Genomic DNA, 17,885 nt, shown 5'->3' on the forward strand with positions numbered 1-17,885 from the left:
TTCACCCCTCCGCTTTAGTCACGCCGCGGCCGCTCATGACGCCGCTCCAGCTCCTGCATAATTTCATCCAGCGGCAAATTGCGCTCACGCAGCAACACCAGCAGATGGTAGATCAGGTCGCTGACTTCGTAACGCAGCTCATCGTTATCGCCGTTTTTGGCTGCGATAATTGACTCGGCGGTTTCTTCGCCGACCTTTTTGAGGATTTTATCAAGACCTTTTTCAAATAAATACGTGGTGTACGCCCCTTCCGGACGCTCGGTGTAACGCTCCGCAATCAACTGCTCCAGCTCAGCCAGCACCTTGAACCGTTCATCGGCACCGCTCCCCGATCCAGTGGAGGTAGCAGCAGCCGCAGCAGCAGCAGCCGTGCGATAGAAGCACGTAGGCTCTCCCGTGTGGCAAGCCGGCCCGTTCGCAATGACCTCAACGAGCAGCGTATCGCCGTCACAATCATACTTCAAGGCCGTGATCTGCTGCGTGTTGCCGGAGGTCGCCCCTTTATTCCACAGCTCCGCGCGCGACCGGCTCCAGAACCACGTCTGGCCGGTTTCCACCGATTTGCGCAGCGACTCGCGGTTCATGTAGGCCAGCATTAGCACTTCCTTGCTGCGCGCATCCTGGACAATGGCCGGCACAAGACCGGCTGCATCCCACTTCACCGTCTGCTCCAACGCTTCGATCGGAAGCGAGAGTTGCAGGGTCTGTTGATTTTCTGCGGTCATCGTATCTCCACCCCTTTGGCTTTTAACTCCTGTTTCAAATCCGGTATGGCAATTTCTTTATAGTGAAAAATCGTCGCCGCCAACGCCGCATCCGCATATCCTTCGGTAAATACCTCGTAAAAATCTTCCGTCTTCCCCGCCCCGCCCGAGGCGATGACCGGAATGCCTACCGCCCGGCTGACCGCGCTGGTCAGCGGCAGATCAAACCCGTCCTTGGTGCCGTCGGCGTCCATGCTCGTCAGCAGAATTTCCCCGGCGCCCCGTTTCTCGGCTTCCCGTACCCACTCCAGCGCACGGATGCCCGTCGGTTTGCGTCCTCCGTGGGTGTACACTTCCCATTCGCCCCACTCGGCGTTATATTTGGCATCTACAGCCACAACGATGCATTGGGAGCCAAAACGGCGTGCCCCGTCCGAGATCAGCTCTGGATTAACGACCGCCGCCGTATTGATGCCGATCTTATCGGCCCCGGCCCGGAGAAGGCGCTTCATATCCTCCACCTGGGAGATCCCGCCGCCCACCGTAAACGGGATGGCGATTTCGCCGGCCGTTTGCTTCACCACCTCGATCATGGTTGCCCGGCCTTCATGCGATGCGGAAATGTCCAGAAAGACGAGTTCATCCGCCCCCTCGCGATCATACAACGCGGCCAGCTCCACCGGATCACCGGCATCGCGCAGTTTCACAAAATTCACGCCTTTGACGACCCGCCCGTCCTTCACGTCCAGACAGGGAATAATTCGCTTTGCGAGCATGCTGGTTCGACTTCCTTTCCGTAATTCGTCTATTCGTTGATTTCGAGATCAACGATTCAAAGCTCCAATCGCCTCGATCGCCTGAGCCAAATCAATATTCCCCGTGTACAGCGCCTTGCCAACGATAGCTCCGCCGATGCCTTGATCTCTGTGGGCAGCGAGGCGCAGCAAATCGTCCTGCACCGTGACGCCGCCGGAGGCAATTACCGTCTTGCCGGACGCCTGGGCCAGAGACAAAATCGCCTCAACGTTAGGCCCTTGCATCATCCCGTCACGGGAGATATCGGTGAAGATAAACGTCTCCGCCCCTTTGGCCGCGAGTTCCTTCGCTAACACTTCCGCCTGAACCTCGGAGGTTTCCAGCCAACCGCGCGTCGCGACGAAGCCGTTTCGGGCATCGATGCCGATCGCGACTTTATCGCCGTAGGTGCCCAGCACCGCCTCAGTGAACGCCCGGTCCTCAATCGCCGCCGTACCTAGAATGACCCGGCTCACGCCAAGCGACAACAGCCGCTTAACGTCATCCAGCGTGCGCAGGCCGCCGCCAACCTGGACCGGCACCTGTACGGTGCGAGCGATCTCTCCGATCAGCTCATCATTGACCGGATGCCCCGCCTTCGCGCCGTCTAAATCGACCAAATGGATAAACGACCCGCCTTGGGCTTCCCAAGAACGGGCCACCTCAACCGGGTTCGCGTTATACACCGTTTCACGATCATAATCGCCTTGGACCAGCCGCACACACTTTCCGCCGCGAATGTCGATAGCCGGATAAATAATAAAAGATGACATGATGTTCCTACCTCCCGCCGTTCATGGTTAAAGACTACGTGAAATGAATGTTTGAATGCTCCGCACTGCCCCGTTATATTCCGTAATGGTGCGTAATGCTCCGTGTCAAAGCTACATCAACGCAATCATGCCACTCAGTGAAAATAACGGTATTTCAAGGCGTTATTTCAACGCAATCATGCCACTCAGTGAAAATAACGGTATTTCAAGGCGCTATTTCAGCCAAAACCCCAGCACTCGAGCGATTTGCTCCATAATAACGCCACTTTTTACCGCTAATTCTCCGCTAAGCCTGTCTACCCGCAAAAATAAGGCCATAAATTACCGCTAACCTCGGATGGCTCCATGCGAAGCCGCGTTCGCCGTTGGCAGTTGCGTCGGGGGGCGCTTCGTGTGCAACCAGTACGCCATTCGCCCCCAACCATCAAACGCTCCAAGCACACCGGACGCTTCATCGCATCTAGCTGGCGCTTACCTGCATCATGCGTGTCGATCTCGCAGCTTTATCCCTGCCGCTCCACCAGCGCCAGGAAATTGCGCAGCAACGCCATCCCGAGCTCGCCGCTCTTTTCGGGATGGAATTGCATCCCGAAGACGTTGCCGCGGCCGACGATGGCGGTCACCGGATGGCCGTAGTCGGTCACGGCCAGCACATCCCCCGGCTGCTCCGCCAACACGTGATAAGAGTGGACGAAGTACACATGTCCCTCTTCCAGCCCGGCGAGCAGCGGGTTCTCCGGCTGCAGGAACGACAGCCGGTTCCAGCCCATATGCGGCACCTTGTACCCGTCGGTGCCCGCAAACCGCACCGCTCGGCCCGGCAGCAAGCCCAGCCCCTCGTTCCGCCCATGCTCTTCGCTCTCGCCGAAGAGCAGCTGCATCCCGAGGCAGATGCCGAGCAGCGGTGTGCCTCCAGCGGCCGCCTGCCGTACCACGGCGTCCAGGCCTGACGCGCGCAGATGCTTCATCGCGTCGCCAAAAGCCCCGACGCCCGGCAGCAGTACGCCGTCCGCCGCCAGAATCTGCGCCTCGTCCCCGGTAATTGTACCTACGTAGCCGAGGCGCTCCACCGCCTTGCTCACGCTGTGCAGGTTGCCCATCCCGTAATCGACGATGGCAATCTTCATCGGCTACAGCACTCCCTTCGTCGACGGCACCCCGCTGACGCGCGGGTCAATGCTCGTCGCCTCGTCAAGCGCCCGTCCGAGCGCTTTGAACACCGCCTCGATCATGTGATGCGTGTTCTGGCCATAGTGCACGATCACGTGTAGCGTAATCCGCGCCTCCAGCGCCAGCTTCCACAGAAACTCATGGACAAGCTGAACGTCAAAGCTGCCCACCCGGTCCGAAGGATACTCCGCCCGGTATTCGAAATGCGGACGGTTGCTGACGTCAATCACCACTTGCGCCAACGCCTCGTCCATCGGAATAAACACGCTGGAATAACGTTTGATCCCTTTTTTATCGCCTAGCGCCTCCCGGATCACCTGACCCAGACAGATACCGATATCCTCCACCGTGTGATGGTCGTCGATTTCGATATCGCCGCGCGCCTGAACCGAGAGATCAAAATGTCCGTGCTTCGTGAACAAATCCAGCATATGGTTCAAAAAAGGCACGTCCGTCTCCAACTGCGCGTTCCCGCTCCCATCCACCGCAAAGGTCAGTTGAATATCCGTTTCGTTCGTTGTGCGGCTGATGCTCGCTTGGCGTGGCGCCGCTCCCCCGTTATTGTTGCCTGCCATCTTCGTTCCCCGCCTTTCCTTCTTGCTGCAGCCGGATTTCGATCGCCCGGGCATGGCCTTCCAGCCCTTCCCGCCGCGCCAGCTCCATAATGGTTGCTCCGTTCTCTAGCAGCGCTTCCTTGCTATAGTAAATCAGACTTGATTTCTTAATAAAATCGTCCACATCCACCGGTGACGAGAATCTCGCCGTGCCGTTGGTCGGAATGATATGGTTCGGACCGGCAAAATAATCCCCCACCGGCTCCGAGCTGTACGGTCCGAGGAAAATCGCCCCGGCATTTTCCACCTGCCCCAGATAGCTCATCGGATTGTCCACGATCAGCTCAAAATGCTCCGGCGCCAGCTGATTAATCACGTCGATCCCGGCTTCCACCGTATCGACGAGAATGATCGCGCCGTAGCGCTCAATCGAAGCTCCGGCGATCGCCTTGCGCGGCAGCGCGGCAAGCTGCCGCGCCACCTCGGCCTGGCACGCCTTCGCAAACGCCTCCGACGGCGTCACGAGAATCGCCGACGCCATCTCATCGTGCTCGGCCTGGGACAGCAGATCCGCCGCCACATAGGCGGGATCGGCGCTGTCATCGGCCAGCACGGCGATTTCACTAGGACCGGCGATACTGTCGATATCGACGACACCGTACACTTCGCGTTTGGCAAGCGCGACGTAAATGTTCCCCGGCCCGCAAATCTTATCCACGGGCCGGATCGTGTCCGTGCCATAAGCGAGCGCCGCAATCGCTTGGGCCCCGCCGACCCGATAGATCTCGTGTACGCCGGCTTCCGCTGCGGCCACGAGGATGTACGGGTCGATCCCGGCTTTGCCGCCCGTCGCCGGCGGCGTCACCATCACGATCTCCGGCACGCCGGCCACCTGTGCGGGAATCACGTTCATGAGCACGGAAGACGGGTAGGCCGCCTTCCCGCCGGGAACGTACACGCCGACCCGCTTTAACGGTCGGATGATTTGACCCAGCAAGCTCCCGTCCGGCTGCAAATCCATCCAGGAGTTGCGCTTCTGCCGGGCGTGGAACGCCCGGATGTTCTCGGCCGCCCCCCGGATCGCCGTCACGAACGTCGGCTCCACGGCCGCATACGCCGCTTCCAGCTCCTCCTTCGTCACGCGCAGCCCGGACGCCTCCAACTTCATGCCGTCAAACTGCTCCGTGTACCGGAGCAAGGCCGCGTCCCCTTCCGCTTTCACCGCTTGGACGATCGCTTTCACCGCTTCGTTTTGCTCCGGCGAGCCGTATTCCGCTTCCCGCCGCAAATCAAAATCCTGTGCCGATATTAGTTTCATCATCCGGCATCCCCCTGCTTTCTTCATCCTTATAAGTTCTCGTATCTGCCTTAACCTGCCTCAATCTCAAGCCTGCGAGACTTCATCCCGTTGAATCACCTTGCTCAGCGCATCACACACGGCCTGAATTTCAGCGTTTTTCATCCGATAGCTGACACGGTTCGCAACTAAACGGCTGGTGATGTCAAAGATCTTCTCCAACTCAACCAATCCGTTCTCCTTCAGCGTCTGCCCGGTCTCCACCATATCGACGATCCGGTCGGCAAGGCCGATGAGCGGCGCCAGCTCAATCGAGCCGTTCAGCTTAATGACCTCAACCTGCTGCCCGTGCTCGCGGAAGAACTGCGACGCTACGTTCGGATACTTCGTTGCGACCCGCTGTTGAATCCCCGGCTTCCAATCCGGCAGCGCAATAACTGACATGCGGCAACGAGCGATGCCCAGGTCAAGCAGCTCGTAGACGTCTCGATTTTCCTCCATCAGTACGTCTTTGCCAACGATCCCGATATCAGCTACCCCGTATTCCACGTAAGTCGGCACGTCTACCGGCTTCGCGAGAATGAACTCCATGCCGATGTCCGGAAGCGGAATGACCAGCTTGCGCGTTTCATCCACATCGTCTGGGATCTCGATTCCCGCCTCGCGGAACAAGGCGGAAGCTTTTTTATAAATACGCCCCTTGGGCATAGCGACTTTAATAATTTGTTTCAATGGATTGTGCCCTCCTTTTCAGGCAGCTGCCTTCACTCAAAAGCTGACAAACGTCAGGATATCGCCGTATGCCGGTCCCAGCGGCCCCGCCTTCCGCACCGACTCCGGCGCACTGAGCAGATCCTCCGGCCCCTCCGCACGGCGCATTAGCACGCTGCAGCCTTCACTGCGCAGCCGCTCCGCTTCAGCAAACGCCCGTTTCCGGTTCGGCACATCATATTGCAGCACCACCGGCAGCTCCGGTTCCGTCTCCAGCCCGCCGACTCCGTCGAGAATCCGGTTCGTCTTCAGTGAGAATCCCGTAGCCGGCGCAGGTCGTCCGAACTGCTGCAGCAGATTGTCATACCGCCCGCCGCTGCACACCGGGAAACCCAGCTCTGCGGCATAACCCTCAAACGTCATCCCCGTATAGTAGGAGAAATCTCCAATCATCGTCAGGTCGATCATCACATGTTCGGCCACGCCAAAATCCTCCAAGGCATCCCACACCTGGCTCAGATGTTGAACCGAGGATTGGGCCAAGGGATTGCGGCTCAGCTCCAGTGCTTGGCCGCAGATTTCTTTCCCGCCGCGCAGACGGAGAATCCCTTCGAGCTCGTCACGCTGCTCTTGCGAGAGAGACAACTGGGAGAGTGTTTCCCGATAACCTACAAAATCGCGATGCAGTAGCCCAGCCTTTAAAGCCTCTTGAATATCTTCCCGTCCCGGGACCGCGTCCTCCAGCAAACCGTTCAGGAAGCCGACATGCCCGACAGCGATCTTAAATGATTTCACGCCCGCAGCCTGCAGCGAGGCCACTGCCAAGGCGATCACCTCGGCGTCCGCATCCGGAGAATCATCTCCTACCAATTCAACCCCGGTTTGATAAAACTCCGCTTCCCGTCCCGCCTCTTCCTCGATCGCCCGGAATACGTTAGCGTGATACGACAAGCGAAGCGGCAACGGCTCTTCCTTCAACAACGAAGCGACGACTCGGGCGATAGGTGCCGTCATATCGGAACGGAGTACCATCGTGGTCCCCCGGTTATTTAACAATTTAAACAGCTTCTGATCCGACGTCGAGCTGGCTACGCCCACGGTATCGTAATATTCCATCGTAGGCGTCATGATTTGCCGGTATCCCCAGCCGGCCATGCAATCCAGCACACGCCGTTCGATCGCCCGCAGCTTATCCACGGCAAAAGGCAGATAATCGCGGACACCCGCCGGTTTTTCAAAGCCTTTTGGTTTCGACAATTGTTTCACCTCACCGTTTTTCTCTCTTATGTGAAATTTCTTTATTATATTAAAGTACTACCATACTACCAAATTAAAGAGTAGCCCAATTTTATCATAATTCCTTTTAGACCGTCAATTGCTTCTCCCCGGTCGACTTCTCGATTTAGCCTGCCCTACAGTATTCCCCAAGCGAGGGTCAAAACCCTTGCGATCTCTCGATCCATACAAAAAAACCGGCCGGGTACGCCCGGACCGGTTCAACTGATCGAAGTTACATATTTGCGCCAACGGATGGACTTTGTCCGCTTTCCTGCGGTCCGGACGGTTTATTTTTGCGTAAGGAAGCCGGTACACTCCCCAGAAACCACGCGGCAAACGGCAGCCGCCGGAAGCACAACTGCACGAACCCCCACGAAAGAAATAGAGCTGCCAGGGAACCGACGATGATATAAATCAGGTAGCCATAGGAAGCACCGGGCAGCCGTTGTTCATTCCAGAAGAGCCGGTACGCGAACAACACGACGGGATGAAACAAATAGATCCCGAAGGAGAGCTCACCCACCCGGGTCAGCGTCCGAACCCAGAAGGCCGAGCCTTTTCTCTGAATGTAAAATGCCGCCTTGAGCAGCACTAACGCCGAGAACATCGTGTGAACGTTCCATAACAATTCAAACCATAAGGTGTTGGGAGAAGCATAACCTTGGCGGTATAAATACCAGATCTGGACATGAACGAAGGCAACGGCCAGCCATCCGATCCACAACGCGGCGGTCCATCCCTTTTGGGATTTGGTCATTTCCTTCCAGTCCGTATTCAGCCAACCCTTAAGTTTGCTGAAGAAAATCGCCAGCACCGCACCTAACATGTAATACCCCATATAGCTCAGTGCGTAGCTCCCTTTATTCGGCAGATGCAGCTGATATTTGTTCCAGAATACGAAGCCCCACTGCAGCGCAAGACCAAAAGGTAAAATAAGCGCAAGCAAGAAGCGGCGATTCCGGAAGGACTGGAATAACCACAAGAAGAGCGGGAACAACAGGTAGAACTGAATGCTGATAAATACGAAGTAGAGGTGGGTGTAGGCCGTGCCGGTCAGCAGTGCCGTCCCCAGCGACTTCAATTCATACATCTTGGAGTTATTGACAAAATCGTTGCGGTAAATAGCTATTAACATGAAATAACAACAGGAGACCAGTAGATAGGGCAAGATGATATAGGTCAGACGCTTCTTGTAGAATTTGCTTACCAGCTTGCGACTAATCGGCTGATCGTAATAATTGTAAAAAAGGACGAAACTGCTGAGAAGGATAAACGACGGGGTGCCGATTTTAAAGAAAATGTTCATCCAATTATAAAAGTAGTAGACCGGTGAATTCAGCGCTTGTTCTGCCGCCGCGAACGATGAAGCGTGCACCTGGATGACGCTGAAGATCGCTAACGCGCGAAAGATGTCTAGCTGCGGCAAACGTTCCTTGACCACCTTGCTCACTCAACCAACCCCTGTTCATAATTAAGAAGAAGCCTGATTTATGTACTACTAGACGTCTGGGCTTGAGAAAAGTTTCTCTAGCACTCTCTTCACTATACCAAAAGTTGGACGATCATAAAACCGTTTGGCCTTCTTGCCCGTCTTTACATAGGGAATCAAATTACCGGCCGGTAACCCTGTTTCGCTGCATTTTACATGGGAAGGAAGGAGCCCAAATTGGAAGAGAGAGAATGGGCTGCCGCTGCCTGCAGCGGAGACGAACAAGCCTTTTATCAGTTAATATCCCTGCACCGGCGTAAGCTCTACGGCATTGCTTACAGCTATTTACGCAATGAATCGGACGCTCTGGAGGCCATCCAGGAAACGGTGTGCACGGCCTGGATCAAATGTCGGCGCTTAAAGGAACCCTGAGGCTTTTATTCCATGGCTGATCCGAATTTTGGTTCATTGCTGCATCGACGAATTGAAAAGGCGGAAACGGGTTCTTCCGTACGTGGCAGAGCGAATGCAAACAAACGGAGAAATGGTGAGCGTGTTCAAAATGGATCTGGACTCCGCGCTGGACCAGCTTAAGCCAAAATATCGCCATGTCCTCACCTTGAAGTATTATCAAGACATGACCTTAACGGAGATTGCCCGGGTGTTGGACTGTCCGGAGGGGACGGTTAAGACCTGGCTGCATCAGGGCCTCAAGCAGCTTCGCCGCCATATGCATGTGGGAGGTGAATTGTATTATGGTTGATCGGGAGGAAGACCAGCTTGCCCGTTATTTTGATGGGATCCGTCTGGCCGAGAAGCAAATCCTAGACGAGAAACTGGACGCTGCGATCCAGCGTGGTCTAGAACAGGGGCGAAGCCTCCGTAGCAGATGGCGTGTGCACCGAGGGTGGGCATGGATCTCTGGAACTGCCGGGGTGATCGCGGTTTGTATGCTGATGTTATTCATCTGGCATGGCGGAATACCTTTTGTCGGTTCAATAACCACTACCGCGAGTTCTACCGATGCGATCCCAAGTTATGTAGATGCGAAAAAAACTCGATAACGACATTCATTTGTGGCTATTAGATGCTCATGGAAATACATTTGATCATTTACCTGTGTTTCTTCCCGTTGGTACGTATCCCGTCGGCTCTGTCACCCATTTAAAGTACACATTAAATATCGAAGATCCCGATGCACCGAATCGTCTGGTGTTATCCGTAGGTACGGAGGAATCCAACGAGAAGCCTATCAGCCAAATACCAATTGAATGGAACAGCCGACCTTATACCAGAATGAAGAAGACCGTTCCAGTTAACCAAATCGCGACTATCTACGGCCAATCATTAACGATTGACCAAATAGTTATCCGCCCGTTGAGTACGACGATCCTGTTCAAGCCTCAGAAGAGCGTGAATCAATGGATGTCCCAACCTGTTAAAGCCAAACTATATTTAGGTGGAGAAGGCGAAGCAGAATTCCGACGGTATGCCCCGCTACGAAGCCTGATCTATGATTATCAGAAGGGATCTACCGATGCGTTTCTTACCGGACTTGAATTTGAGAGTATCTATGACAAGGATTGGAAAGAAGTGACACTCGAAATTGATAATTTTGGCGTCTATCCTTTGAAACAGAGATCCTTTAGCCTGTGGGTAGATGCAGATAAGGAGCAGCTTTTCATTCCTGATCCGTCCGTCAAACAAGTGGAGGTACTTGAACACGAAAATGTCATCGAATTGGTTCTCCATATGAACCCAACTCCGGATAATCATTTTAAGTAAGCCTTATACCATGGACGAGTACTTCAACGACAATCAAGCCAAATCCGTTTATCGTATCCTTCAAGATGAGCACTCTCCCATGTATTCACTGGATGGGGACAACGAAACGATTCGCTTCAAAATAGAGAAACGCGATTATGTCCAGCCCTTGCACATTACCATAATGGAAGACTTCGACAGTTCCTACAAACCCCAAGAATTCAAAATCCCTCTAAAGTAACACACAAAAGCGGTCCCATCCGGCAAATTGCCGGGCTCAGGACCGCTTTTTTACGCTGGTGTCCGTAGCTGCCGCGTAGACTTTCAGATTTACTCCGCGACATCGTCGCCGCACCTCATGCCTTCGGACTTCGATTGCCCCAGACAGAGGAACGGCAGCTTAGCATCTAACGCTTACCACAAAGCTTATATCAGCCAAAATCAACGTTTTACGATTCTAACGCTGACCACCATGCTTATTGTTCCATTCTGCTGCCGAAATCAAGTGTTTTCTTCGAAATAGCGCTGCTCAGCGTCGTTAGAAGTTTCATCGCACCAAAATCGTCACAATAGCGCTCCTGATCAGCGTTAGCGCATCAGCAGATGTGGGTTGGGCCACATCGGGCTCCTGATGACATGAGGCATGCCTGCATCAACTAGGGATTCTTCCGCTCCAGCACCCGCAGCGGGTTGCCGCCGACAAACGCGCCCGGAGCCACGTCCTTATGTACCACCGATCCGGCGGCGACGACCGCCCCGTCTCCGATGGTCACGCCCGGGAGAATCGTGCTGTTCGCACCGATCATCACCTCATCGCCGATCCGCACCTCACCCAAGCGGTATTCCTTGATCAAATACTCATGGGCGAGAATCGTCGTGTTGTACCCGATCACCGAATTGCGTCCAACCGTAATCAGCTCCGGGAAAAACACATCCACCATCACCATCAACCCAAACGCGGTATGCTCGCCTACCTTCATGCCGAGAACCCGACGGTAGATGGCATTCTTCAGCGATAATATCGGGCAATACCGGGCGATTTGGATAAAAATAAAGTTCCGGACGCCCTTCCACGGGCTTACCGTCCGGTACAACTGCCAGAGTGCGTTGGGTCCTTCAACCGGATAACGCTTAACTCGTCTCACGATCTCACCGGCTCCAAGCCTAGGATCCCATAGAGATCTCGCATCTCTTGGAGGATGTAATCCGGATTATACTGACGCAGCACCGCCTCGCCTTTTAACGACCAGGCTACACCGGCCGCCTGCACACCCGCCGCCTTCGCGCATTGCAGATCGGCTGCACTATCGCCCACCATCAGCGTGTGCGCCGGGTCAGCGCCCAGCTCTTGCAACGCCGTCAGAATCGGCTCTGGATGCGGCTTGGGATGCCTCACGTCCTCCACCGTAACGATCGATTTCATATACGGCTTCAACCCGAACATGTTTAAGGCGAGCATCGTGGTCTCCTTAATCTTCGTCGTGACAATCCCCATTGTGATCCCCCGTTCGTGCAAATCGGAGATCACTTCTTTCACCTGCGGAAATTCACGGACCAGTTCATCATGGCGTTCCCGGTTATATTTTCGGTAATCTGCCACCAGATCCGCCACATCCTCACGGCCTGAGAACACTTGCAACTGGTGCTCCAACGTTTGTCCCATATGCGGGATAATTTCTTCTCTCGTGCGCGGCTGGAAGCCATGCTTATCAATGACGTGCAAAAAGGTTGTAATGATCAGTTCATTGGTATCGATGATCGTTCCATCAAGATCAAATAACACGGTGTTTATCATGTGGCTGCTACTCCTTCTTGTCTTCCGGCGCTTCCGCCAACTCCTCCACAGTCGTTTCCTCCGTCTTAGACAGCTTCGCTTGCTCAGATTCAGCCGCTCCACCCGTTACCGGCAAAGCATCCGCTGCGGCGGCTTTCGTAGATATAATAGGATCACTGTAATACGGCAGGTCACGAACGGTACTGCGACGTACGATAATGAAGATGATCGCCGCAACCACAATGCCCAAGGCAAGCAGCTGGGAAATGCGAACGTTGCCGTAAGAAGGCGCCAGATACCCTTGTTCGAATCCAAGCCAGGTCATTGGCGTCCATAGCCCATTCACGAACGACGCTAGCCAGGATGCTCCCTGGAACGCTAAGCTGTCCGTCCGCAACGCTTCAATGAAGAATCGTCCGATCGAATACCAGATGAAATACGAGGCGAACAATTCCCCTGCGCGCAAAAATTTCTGTCTGCGCAAAATCATCAGCAAGATCAAGCCCACCAGGTTCCACAACGATTCATACAGAAACGTCGGGTGATGGAATGTCCCCTGCACGTTCATTTGATTCACAATAAATGAAGGTAAATGCAGGTTGTCGCGAAGGAAGCTCTCCGTTGTTGGTCCGCCATAAGCTTCCTGGTTCACGAAGTTCCCCCAGCGCCCAATCATCTGCCCCACAATCAGGGAAGGCGCACAAATATCAGCGATCCGCCAGAAGTTATAGCCGCGACGCCGAACATAGATCACCGCGCAGATGATCGCGCCGATCAGCGCCCCGTAAATGGCGATACCGCCGTTCCAGATTTTAAATACATCCCAGAAGTTATCCTTGTAATCGTCCCACATAAACGCGACGTAATAAATCCGCGCGGCGACAATCGCCGACGGTACACCCAATAACAGCAAGTCCATAAAAAACTCCTGAGGGATGCGAAACCGCTTCCCTTCCGAAACGGCTAACAAAAGGCCGACCAAAGCCGCGCAGCCCAGAATCAGGCCATACCAGTGTACTTTCAAGCCCCCGATGGAAAAAGCGATCGGGTCTAATAACAAAGTGCCCATCGTTCACGCTCCTACTCCAAATCGTCGATATCTTCCGAAATCGTTTCGGTCAGTTTTGTCGTAAACTGCAGCGCGGCGTTATACCCCATTCGCTTTAAACGGAAGTTCATCGCGGCTACCTCGATAATCACGGCCAAGTTCCGTCCAGGACGTACCGGGATCGTCACCAGCGGCACATCAGTATCGATAATCCGCGTTGTCTCTTCATCCAGACCTAATCGGTCATACTGCTTCTCTTGTTGCCAGGCTTCCAGTCTCACGACCAACGAAATTCGCTTGTTGTTGCGGATGGCCCCGGCACCAAACAACGTCATGACGTTAATGATCCCCACACCGCGGATTTCCAGCAGGTGGCGAATGAGTTCAGGTGCCGTACCGTGTAATTGGTTATCCGACGTTTGCCGGATTTCTACGGCATCGTCCGCAATCAGGCGGTGACCGCGCTTAACCAGCTCAAGTGCCGTTTCACTCTTCCCGATCCCGCTGCTGCCGGTAATCAGCATCCCAACGCCATAGACGTCAACAAGGACCCCGTGAATCGTTGCGGTTGGTGCCAGCTTCCGTTCTAGGAAACTGGTGATCCGGCTCGACAGGATCGTCGTCGCCATACTGCTGCGAAGGACCGGAATCTGCTTCTCTGAACTGATCTCAATCAGTTCCTCTGGAACCTTCCAAGAGCGGGTGACGATGATGCAGGGCGTCTCCTCGCTGCTGCATAGCCGTTCCATCCGATCTTTCCGTTCCTTCTCCGGAAGCATCTCGAAGAAGGCCAGCTCCGTTTTCCCCAGAATCTGAACGCGCTCCGGCGGATGGTATTCAAAATACCCGGCCATCTCCAGGCCCGGACGATACAAGTCGTCGACCGTGATCGCACGTTTTAAACCCTGCTCTCCGGAAACCACCTCGAGCCCGAATTGGTTCACTAATTCGGATACTTTCACTTTTTTAGCCATGGTGCTCTTCCTTTCCCCTGCCGGCATTCAAAATGAGGCTGCCCGTCAACAACGGGCTCCGGCTCCGATATCAGATGCCTTATTGGCATTTATTCATCTTTGTACGAGATCACTTAATGTATTCATCGTATAGGAAATTGTCACGTAAATCAATCATTGGGCCGTGAGCCGCCTAGGAATCGCCCCACTGCAGCTTTTTTGCCCCTGCCTAACAAAAAAACCGCCCCGAAGGGCGGTTTCTTCTCACGCTTAACGAATTAGCTGAAGAACACGTTGCGTTCTGTTTCTTTGTCGAAGATATGAATTTTGTTCATATCGATCGCCAGTTTAACGTTGTCGCCTTCACGTGTATTGGAACGGCCGTCTACACGAGCGATCAGATTGTCGCTGCCTACACCGCTCAGGTACAATTGCATTTCGTGACCCAGGTTTTCCGTAAGATACACGTTAGCAGTAAAGGTCGTTTGCGGCGAAGCTTCCAGGAACACCGGCTCCTCATGGATGTCCTCAGGACGAATACCCATGATCACGTCTTTGCCGATGTAGCCTTTATCTCTCAGGATTGTTGCTTTGCCTTGAGGCACAACAACGTCCATGTTCGTCGATCTGAAGCGAACTGTACCTGCTTCTTCAACCAGAGTACCGTTCACAAAGTTCATCGTAGGCGAACCGATAAAGCCGGCTACGAAGATGTTGCCTGGTTGGTTGTACAGCTCTTCTGGAGAAGCCGCTTGTTGGATGATACCGTCATGCATAACGACGATCCGGTCACCCATCGTCATAGCTTCGATTTGGTCGTGTGTTACGTAGATGCAAGTCGTTTCCAGACGTTTAACCAGCTTCGTGATTTCCGCGCGCATTTGACCGCGCAGCTTAGCATCCAAGTTGGAAAGCGGTTCGTCCATCAGGAACACTTGAGGATCGCGGACAATGGCGCGGCCCAAGGCAACCCGTTGACGTTGACCACCGGAAAGAGCTTTCGGTTTACGATCCAGCAAATGCTCGATGTCGAGGATTTTTGCTGCTTCGCGAACGCGACGGTCGATTTCGTCTTTCTTCACTTTACGCAGTTTCAAACCGAACGCCATGTTTTGATATACGTTCATGTGCGGATACAACGCGTAGGATTGGAATACCATCGCGATATCGCGGTCTTTCGGTGCAACGTCGTTTACGACGCGGTCGCCGATGTACAATTTACCTTCGGTAATTTCCTCCAAACCAGCGATCATCCGAAGCGTTGTGGATTTACCGCAACCGGAAGGTCCTACCAGTACGAGGAATTCCTTATCCTTGATATCGAGGTTGATGTCTTCTACGGTTGCTTTAGCAGCACCCGGGTATTTTTTGTAAATGTGTTCTAAACGTACGCCTGCCATGTCTTCGTCCTCCCATTACTTAAATTTGGTGGTATTAGGGTATTGGTTCTATGACTTTTATGAAATCGGATACATTTTATATTTATATATTAGACGATAGGGGGCTGCCCATCCATCCACAAACTGCACAAAAATCTTAAGGCCTTTTCGTCACTTTATACAATAGCAGCTCCAACTTGACCAAAACCGCGTCGTTAAACGTTCTTACATCCAGCCCAGTTTCCTGTTTGAATTTATCTATCCGGTATAATAACGTGTTTCGGTGAATATATAGCCGTTTCGCGGTTTCACTCACATTGCAATCCAACGCAAAAAACGTCTCCAACGTGGTCCGTATCTCCTCATCCTGCAGCAAATCTGCGCGATCCCCAAGCTCCAAAGCAAATTGCCGACGTTGCTCCTCCGGTATGCTGTACACCAGCCGCTCCAGCCTCAGCTCCCAGGGAAAATGGATGGGGGCCGTTACATTAAACATCCGGCCGAGGGCCAACGTCTGACGCAAGAACAACGTGGCGGAGACCAATTCGGTCTCAGCAATTAAGGCACTTCCGACCGTAAGGTGAAATCCTCCAACCCATTCGTTCGTCACAAGCTCGTATAAGCCTTGGCATAAAGCTGCCATCAAGTCACGTTCCGTTTCCGCCGCCTCTTCGCTCTCCTCCCGCAGGCTCATAAACAGCTCTTCGCCCAGCAGAATCAGCCAAGCTTCTTTTAGCGGAGCCAGGATCACTTCGCCTCCGAAGTAACTCTTCAACAGCTTGTTCAACTTCGAAAATGAAATGGCCTGTCCTTGCCCCGAACTTTCCCAATTCAGCAAAAAGGGCAACATCCTTCCCTTGAGCTTCACCTTCAAGGTCAAGTGATCAGGCAGCGGCTGGGTCAGCTCCCCTTGCTCCAAACGCTCCTCCAGCCATTCGCCCAGCTGGATGCTGCGCATCTCATCCTCCCGCTTCAAGTTAGGTGAGGGGGTTGCCGTTTCTCGGGCAGCAGTCAGGAGCATTTGAATCAATCGGGCCTCAGACTCCGTTACTGTGGCAGCCTCCGATTCAAGTACGCGTACGCTTCCTTGTTGATGTTCCACGAACCATACCCATCGTTCGTCCACGCGATATGGCCCGGGCTCCGAGGAATTCGCTGCTCTAACAACATCGTTCCAGTCCTTTGCCTCCCAAACGCTCTCCGACAGCGACGTACCGATGACGCTCTCCACTTGTTGCTTTAGCAATTTGATCTCCATAGCGTAGCCTTTCTTTCCATGCGTTTTCGAGTTCATTAGGCTTATTTTATCATAATCGCCGAAGCAAACCGAACTCCTCGTCCTGCCTTAAGCGCAAAAAAGCCGTCAACCCTAAGGTTAACGGCTTTAATCATGAGCCATGAAGGACTCGAACCTTCGACACCCTGATTAAAAGTCAGGTGCTCTACCAACTGAGCTAATGGCTCATAAAAACTGGTGGAGGCTGATGGATTCGAACCACCGAACTCGTCAGAGAACAGATTTACAGTCTGCTGCGTTTGGCCACTTCGCTAAGCCTCCATATGAATTATGCTGTCCAGTTCAGTCCAATATGATGCTGGAAGCATAAAAGTGGCTCGGGACGGAATCGAACCGCCGACACGAGGATTTTCAGTCCTCTGCTCTACCAACTGAGCTACCGAGCCATAAATTACACGGTAAAATCCCAAAAAAATAAAGCGGTGAAGTTGAACACTTTCCCACTTTACGGTGGAAATATTCAAATAAATGGCGGAGCCGACGGGATTCGAACCCGCGGTCTCCTGCGTGACAGGCAGGCATGTTAGGCCTCTACACCACGGCTCCGCAAGAGAATGGTGCCGGCGAGAGGACTTGAACCCCCAACCTACTGATTACAAGTCAGTTGCTCTACCAATTGAGCTACACCGGCACGGTGCAAAATATGATGTTTCAAGTAAAGATCATGGTGGAGGCTGAGGGGATCGAACCCCCGACCCTCTGCTTGTAAGGCAGATGCTCTCCCAGCTGAGCTAAGCCTCCGAAGTATTATGGTAGCGGCGGAGGGGATCGAACCCCCGACCTCACGGGTATGAACCGTACGCTCTAGCCAGCTGAGCTACGCCGCCACAGTTAAGCTTGTACAAATGGCGGAGAGAGAGGGATTCGAACCCTCGCACCGCTTACGCAGTCTAACCCCTTAGCAGAGGGTCCCCTTATAGCCACTTGGGTATCTCTCCAAGCCATAAAAATCAAGGTTT

17 protein-coding genes, 8 tRNA genes and 1 pseudogene are annotated in these 17,885 nt (G+C 53.7%); 3 read left to right on the forward strand and 23 right to left on the reverse strand.

Going from position 1 to position 17,885, the window contains the following annotated elements; all coding sequences use genetic code 11:
* Positions 1 to 14 precede the first annotated feature (14 nt).
* The 9 genes from hisIE to M3G15_RS16125 all read right to left on the reverse strand — a co-directional run bounded on the left by hisIE (position 15) and on the right by M3G15_RS16125 (position 8,732).
* Positions 15 to 725, reverse strand: coding sequence for a bifunctional phosphoribosyl-AMP cyclohydrolase/phosphoribosyl-ATP diphosphatase HisIE (gene hisIE, locus M3G15_RS16085; RefSeq protein ID WP_260071484.1), 711 nt, complete (start codon positions 723 to 725; stop codon positions 15 to 17).
* The gene (gene hisF / locus M3G15_RS16090) at positions 722 to 1,480 is read right to left on the reverse strand and encodes an imidazole glycerol phosphate synthase subunit HisF (protein ID WP_260071485.1); all 759 of its coding nucleotides are present in this window, start codon (positions 1,478 to 1,480) and stop codon (positions 722 to 724) included. Before hisF ends, hisIE begins: the two co-directional genes overlap by 4 nt.
* 48 nt (positions 1,481 to 1,528) lie before the next feature.
* Positions 1,529 to 2,272, reverse strand: coding sequence for a 1-(5-phosphoribosyl)-5-[(5-phosphoribosylamino)methylideneamino]imidazole-4-carboxamide isomerase (hisA, locus tag M3G15_RS16095; protein ID WP_260071486.1), 744 nt, complete (start codon positions 2,270 to 2,272; stop codon positions 1,529 to 1,531).
* Between the two features lie 503 nt (positions 2,273 to 2,775).
* Positions 2,776 to 3,399 carry an imidazole glycerol phosphate synthase subunit HisH gene (gene hisH, locus M3G15_RS16100; protein ID WP_260071487.1) on the reverse strand — a complete coding sequence of 208 codons (624 nt, stop codon included), beginning with the start codon at positions 3,397 to 3,399 and terminating at the stop codon, positions 2,776 to 2,778.
* Positions 3,400 to 3,402: 3 nt separating this feature from the next.
* The gene (gene hisB, locus M3G15_RS16105; protein ID WP_009225021.1) at positions 3,403 to 4,017 is read right to left on the reverse strand and encodes an imidazoleglycerol-phosphate dehydratase HisB; all 615 of its coding nucleotides are present in this window, start codon (positions 4,015 to 4,017) and stop codon (positions 3,403 to 3,405) included.
* The gene (hisD, locus tag M3G15_RS16110) at positions 4,001 to 5,314 is read right to left on the reverse strand and encodes a histidinol dehydrogenase (protein ID WP_260071495.1); all 1,314 of its coding nucleotides are present in this window, start codon (positions 5,312 to 5,314) and stop codon (positions 4,001 to 4,003) included. Before hisD ends, hisB begins: the two co-directional genes overlap by 17 nt.
* Before the next feature lie 66 nt (positions 5,315 to 5,380).
* Positions 5,381 to 6,001: an ATP phosphoribosyltransferase gene (gene hisG / locus M3G15_RS16115; protein ID WP_397376636.1), complete on the reverse strand. Its 621-nt coding sequence runs from the start codon at positions 5,999 to 6,001 to the stop codon at positions 5,381 to 5,383.
* Between the two features lie 60 nt (positions 6,002 to 6,061).
* Entirely contained in the window at positions 6,062 to 7,261 is a 1,200-nt protein-coding gene (locus tag M3G15_RS16120) for an ATP phosphoribosyltransferase regulatory subunit (RefSeq protein WP_260071488.1), read from the reverse strand.
* Between the two features lie 253 nt (positions 7,262 to 7,514).
* The gene (locus M3G15_RS16125; RefSeq protein ID WP_260071489.1) at positions 7,515 to 8,732 is read right to left on the reverse strand and encodes an acyltransferase; all 1,218 of its coding nucleotides are present in this window, start codon (positions 8,730 to 8,732) and stop codon (positions 7,515 to 7,517) included.
* A gap of 195 nt (positions 8,733 to 8,927) precedes the next feature.
* Here M3G15_RS16125 and M3G15_RS16130 point away from each other — a divergent pair.
* From M3G15_RS16130 to M3G15_RS16140, 3 genes and pseudogenes are all read left to right on the forward strand, one after another.
* Positions 8,928 to 9,474 (forward strand): annotated as a pseudogene (locus M3G15_RS16130) (sigma-70 family RNA polymerase sigma factor).
* The gene (locus M3G15_RS16135; RefSeq protein WP_260071490.1) at positions 9,467 to 9,775 is read left to right on the forward strand and encodes a hypothetical protein; all 309 of its coding nucleotides are present in this window, start codon (positions 9,467 to 9,469) and stop codon (positions 9,773 to 9,775) included. Before M3G15_RS16130 ends, M3G15_RS16135 begins: the two are co-directional and overlap by 8 nt.
* A complete protein-coding gene (locus M3G15_RS16140) occupies positions 9,756 to 10,496 on the forward strand; it encodes a hypothetical protein (RefSeq protein WP_260071491.1) in 741 nt (246 codons plus the stop codon). The genes M3G15_RS16135 and M3G15_RS16140 overlap by 20 nt, the downstream gene beginning before the upstream one ends.
* Before the next feature lie 635 nt (positions 10,497 to 11,131).
* On the opposite strand, the gene M3G15_RS16145 is transcribed toward M3G15_RS16140, so the two are convergent.
* The 14 genes from M3G15_RS16145 to M3G15_RS16210 all read right to left on the reverse strand — a co-directional run bounded on the left by M3G15_RS16145 (position 11,132) and on the right by M3G15_RS16210 (position 17,864).
* On the reverse strand, positions 11,132 to 11,620 hold the full coding sequence (locus tag M3G15_RS16145; RefSeq protein ID WP_009225028.1) for an acyltransferase: 489 nt from the start codon (positions 11,618 to 11,620) through the stop codon (positions 11,132 to 11,134).
* Positions 11,617 to 12,270: a pyrophosphatase PpaX gene (gene ppaX / locus M3G15_RS16150; RefSeq protein WP_260071492.1), complete on the reverse strand. Its 654-nt coding sequence runs from the start codon at positions 12,268 to 12,270 to the stop codon at positions 11,617 to 11,619. The genes M3G15_RS16145 and ppaX overlap by 4 nt, the downstream gene beginning before the upstream one ends.
* Positions 12,271 to 12,277: 7 nt before the next feature.
* Positions 12,278 to 13,318: a prolipoprotein diacylglyceryl transferase gene (gene lgt, locus M3G15_RS16155; RefSeq protein ID WP_009225030.1), complete on the reverse strand. Its 1,041-nt coding sequence runs from the start codon at positions 13,316 to 13,318 to the stop codon at positions 12,278 to 12,280.
* 11 nt (positions 13,319 to 13,329) lie between these two features.
* Positions 13,330 to 14,271, reverse strand: coding sequence for an HPr(Ser) kinase/phosphatase (gene hprK, locus M3G15_RS16160; protein ID WP_009225031.1), 942 nt, complete (start codon positions 14,269 to 14,271; stop codon positions 13,330 to 13,332).
* Between the two features lie 257 nt (positions 14,272 to 14,528).
* Entirely contained in the window at positions 14,529 to 15,650 is a 1,122-nt protein-coding gene (locus M3G15_RS16165; RefSeq protein WP_260071493.1) for an ABC transporter ATP-binding protein, read from the reverse strand.
* 136 nt (positions 15,651 to 15,786) lie between these two features.
* Positions 15,787 to 16,887 carry a PucR family transcriptional regulator gene (locus tag M3G15_RS16170; protein WP_260071494.1) on the reverse strand — a complete coding sequence of 367 codons (1,101 nt, stop codon included), beginning with the start codon at positions 16,885 to 16,887 and terminating at the stop codon, positions 15,787 to 15,789.
* 133 nt (positions 16,888 to 17,020) lie between these two features.
* Positions 17,021 to 17,093, reverse strand: a tRNA-Lys gene (locus tag M3G15_RS16175).
* A gap of 8 nt (positions 17,094 to 17,101) precedes the next feature.
* Positions 17,102 to 17,187, reverse strand: a tRNA-Tyr gene (locus M3G15_RS16180).
* A 52-nt stretch (positions 17,188 to 17,239) separates the two neighbouring features.
* Positions 17,240 to 17,312 (reverse strand) — tRNA-Phe (locus tag M3G15_RS16185).
* 83 nt (positions 17,313 to 17,395) lie between these two features.
* A tRNA-Asp gene (locus tag M3G15_RS16190) sits at positions 17,396 to 17,472 on the reverse strand.
* Positions 17,473 to 17,481: 9 nt separating this feature from the next.
* Positions 17,482 to 17,557 (reverse strand) — tRNA-Thr (locus M3G15_RS16195).
* 34 nt (positions 17,558 to 17,591) lie between these two features.
* Positions 17,592 to 17,667 (reverse strand) — tRNA-Val (locus tag M3G15_RS16200).
* A 9-nt stretch (positions 17,668 to 17,676) separates the two neighbouring features.
* Positions 17,677 to 17,753 (reverse strand) — tRNA-Met (locus tag M3G15_RS16205).
* A gap of 19 nt (positions 17,754 to 17,772) precedes the next feature.
* Positions 17,773 to 17,864 (reverse strand) — tRNA-Ser (locus tag M3G15_RS16210).
* Between the last annotated feature and the right edge of the window lie 21 nt (positions 17,865 to 17,885).

The sequence above is a fragment of the Paenibacillus sp. p3-SID1389 genome (genome assembly GCF_025151705.1).
Taxonomy (GTDB): domain Bacteria; phylum Bacillota; class Bacilli; order Paenibacillales; family Paenibacillaceae; genus Fontibacillus; species Fontibacillus phoenicis.